This window comes from Ideonella azotifigens (genome assembly GCF_006519715.1).
Classification (GTDB): Bacteria; Pseudomonadota; Gammaproteobacteria; order Burkholderiales; family Burkholderiaceae_C; genus Ideonella; species Ideonella azotifigens.
Window position 1 is genome coordinate 1 of sequence record NZ_VIDT01000668.1, and the last position, 2,946, is coordinate 2,946.

The 2,946-nt window shown below is 60.2% G+C and carries 3 protein-coding genes; 2 read left to right on the plus strand and 1 reads right to left on the minus strand.

Features of this window, described 5'->3' with window-relative positions:
- Positions 1 to 241, plus strand: a 241-nt coding sequence (locus tag FKP22_RS25940; RefSeq protein WP_510606728.1) for a rhodanese-like domain-containing protein, incomplete at its 5' end; no start/stop codon positions are given.
- 207 nt (positions 242 to 448) lie between these two features.
- Positions 449 to 1,212 (plus strand): IS5 family transposase gene (locus FKP22_RS25945; protein WP_141290700.1). Its coding sequence is split into 2 segments (ribosomal slippage): positions 449 to 767 and positions 767 to 1,212, totalling 765 coding nucleotides; the frame shifts between segments, so codons are not numbered across the junction.
- Between the two features lie 126 nt (positions 1,213 to 1,338).
- On the opposite strand, the gene FKP22_RS25950 is transcribed toward FKP22_RS25945, so the two are convergent.
- On the minus strand, positions 1,339 to 2,658 hold the full coding sequence (locus FKP22_RS25950) for a M12 family metallopeptidase (RefSeq protein WP_141290702.1): 1,320 nt from the start codon (positions 2,656 to 2,658) through the stop codon (positions 1,339 to 1,341).
- Between the last annotated feature and the right edge of the window lie 288 nt (positions 2,659 to 2,946).

The following is a 2,946-nucleotide window of genomic DNA, read 5'->3' on the forward strand; positions in this document are numbered from 1 at the left end:
GGACACGCCAGTGCTGGTGCTCGAAGGCGGCAACACCGCCTGGTTCACCGCCGGCCAGCCGGCCGAAACCGGCACCCAGCGCCTGGCCAGCCCCCGCACCGACCGCTACCGCCGCCCGTATGAGGGCACCGACAACCCGCGCGAAGCGATGCAGGCTTACCTGGACTGGGAGTACGGCCTGGTGGCCCAGCTGGCGAGCGATGGCACGCACGGCTTCAAGGTGCTGGGGCCGGCGAGCTGAAACCAGGCACCTCAATGTGGCACGCCGGCGCGCGCAAAGCGCACCAGCGCCAGTTCCATGCTGCGGTCAAGACGTCCAGTCAGTTGCAGCAAGGGTTTGGGCAGGGTCACGCGGCGGGCAACCCGACTGGCTGCTTTGCCCACCACACATTGCCTAGGGCGTGTTAACACTATTGATCCGTGATCGCTGGGCCGGCAAACTGCAGGCATGGAGATCACGCCAGAGCAATTCGCCAGGATCGAGCACTGCCTGCCCACTCAACGCGGCAACGTCAGCTTGAGCAACCTGCAGGTCGTCAATGCCATCCTGTACGTGGCCGAGCACGGCTGCAAGTGGCGAGGCCTGCCCAAACGCTTCGGCAACTGGCACACGATCTACACCCGCATGAATCGTTGGACCAAGGCAGGAGTTCTTGATCGGATGTTCGAAGAGCTTCAGAAGGCACAGGTCGTGCGTATCAAGATCGAGGCCGTGTCCCTGGATTCCACGAGCATCAAGGTCCACCCGGATGGCACGGGTGCGCTCAAAAAAACGGCCCCCAAGCCATCGGTAAGTCCCGCGGCGGATGGAACACCAAGATTCATATGGTTGCCGCGGATGCTCGAACGGCCATAACGTTCGCACTGTCGCCAGGTCAAACTGGCGATGGCCCGATGGGCCGCGAACTATTGGCCAGCCTGGGGCCACCGAACAGGCCACTTCACTTGCTGATGGACAGGGCCTACGCGGGCAACGAGACGATCCAACTTGCGCTGGACTTCGGCTACGTTCCGGTCGTTCCGCCGCCCACAACGCGGCTGGATCCCTGGGAGTACGACCGAGAGATGTACAAGCGCCGCAATGAAGTCGAGCGCCTGTTCCGCAGGCTCAAGGGTTACCGCCGGATCTTCTCCCGCTTCGAGAAGCTTGACATCATGTTCCTTGGCTTCATCAGCTTTGTGCTTGTCGCCGATGGGCTCCGGATGTGTTAACACGCCCTAGTCCGGCAAGATGCCAAGCCTGCAACCAACGCAGCAACAAGCCACCGATGCAACTAATGGAGGCAGACACCAGTCCGAACGCTCATAGAGCGTCGCAGCGCAGCACGGCCGCACCGATCAACGCGAGACACCAACAGTCACTGTATCGGTCATGACGCGACCCAACGTATCAGTGACTGTCAAGTCATACTGGAACGTCCCCGATCGTTGATTCGGCGCCAGCGTGACGCTGGTATTTGCTGTGGGGCCTGTGAAGCTGCCTAGCGGGTTTCCTGGACACGGTGGATATTGGCATGAATTGGCTGTCCAGGTACTCGGCTTCCAACTGTACTTTGCGATCGAGGCACCGCCGACGGCTTGGCTAGCCGATCCGTCCAGATTGATCTTGACGGTTACCGGATTTGAGGAGGCGACTGTGCTACTTATGTGCTGGTCGGCTCCAGCATACACGTAAGGTCGGTCAGCCTGCGCGCTAGCGTAGAGACCGTTGACCATGGCGATGTCGCCAGCGCTGAGTCCAGAACGCTGCCCAATGTTGTTCCACGTCGCTGTGCCTTCGTTGTAAGCGACAAACACCTGGCATGAGACCGGCTGCAATGCGTGCATGGTTTCCAGGTAGGCTGGCGGATTGGAAAATGCCAAAGGACCATAGTGCATTGCCGAGCAATAGTCGTAGCCGCCGAACATGGCACCGTCTGATGTGTGCTTGTCGAAATTGCTGATGTATGTAGGTATGGCATTGGCGGTGTTAACGGTGATGTAGCTGTCCCGATCACCGCGCGATTGCTCATGCCAGGCACCAATCGCATGCAACAACTCGTGCGTGGCCACGGAGGCGCCATCGATGCCCGCCTCGTTCGTGTTGATGCTGACGGTTTGCAGGCCGCCGACCCGACCGACAGCTGAGCTTCCGCCGAGATTCGGGTCAGTGATGCCATAGAAGCTAACCATGTCATAGATGGTCTGGGAATCGTTTGGCTTGAACGAGGCCGCATAGCTGAGCGTGCGCGAGAAGCGCACACGGGTGTGCAGCGAAATATGGCGCATCGCGTAGAACGCGTCCGCATAGACATTCGAGCTGGACAAGTTGGGCTGGGTATACACGACAACACCACTTGGCCAGCGGCTCTTGTTGGTCACGTAGATGCCTTCGGCGTGGACGCGATCGGTCGATGGCCGCTGGAGAATGTCCTCTGTACGCCCGAGCACGATGTCGCCTTCCAGCACAGCTTGGCCGTCGCGGTCTTCGAACGTGATTTCTTCAACCGGACCATCATCGAAAGCGTAATAGCCCTTTCGCATCTTGGCGGGTACGGTTGCCGCATTTGTTTTATCGGCGTCAGCGGTAGCGGCCGCCGCTGTTGGGGAATCCCCACCGCCGCCGCAGGCGGCAAGCATAGCCAGGGCTGCAATGGCCCCGAAATCGCGTTTTTTCATTCATTTCTCCCTGAAGGGGTTATCACGTCATGCGATCTGCGTGACCGCCGCGCAATATAAACGACTCAGGCTTGTCCAGCGAGGGCGTCAGATCGCTGGCACGCAGTCACTGTAGTTTCGGAGCGCCGGAGACGACTCAAGGTGTTGCCAGCGTTCTGACAAGAGGTATTTCAATGCGGCACGCCGGCACGCACAAAGCGCACCGGTTCCTGATCCATGCGGGCGATCAAGCCGTCCAGCGCGTCGCCGGGCATGGGTGCAGCCTTCGTAGCGTCGTCCGCGCGGCAG

Coding starts and splice junctions, on each gene's coding strand:
- FKP22_RS25950 (WP_141290702.1), bottom strand. CDS start 2,658: ATGAAAAAACGCGATTTCGGGGCCATTGCAGCCCTGGCTATGCTTGCC.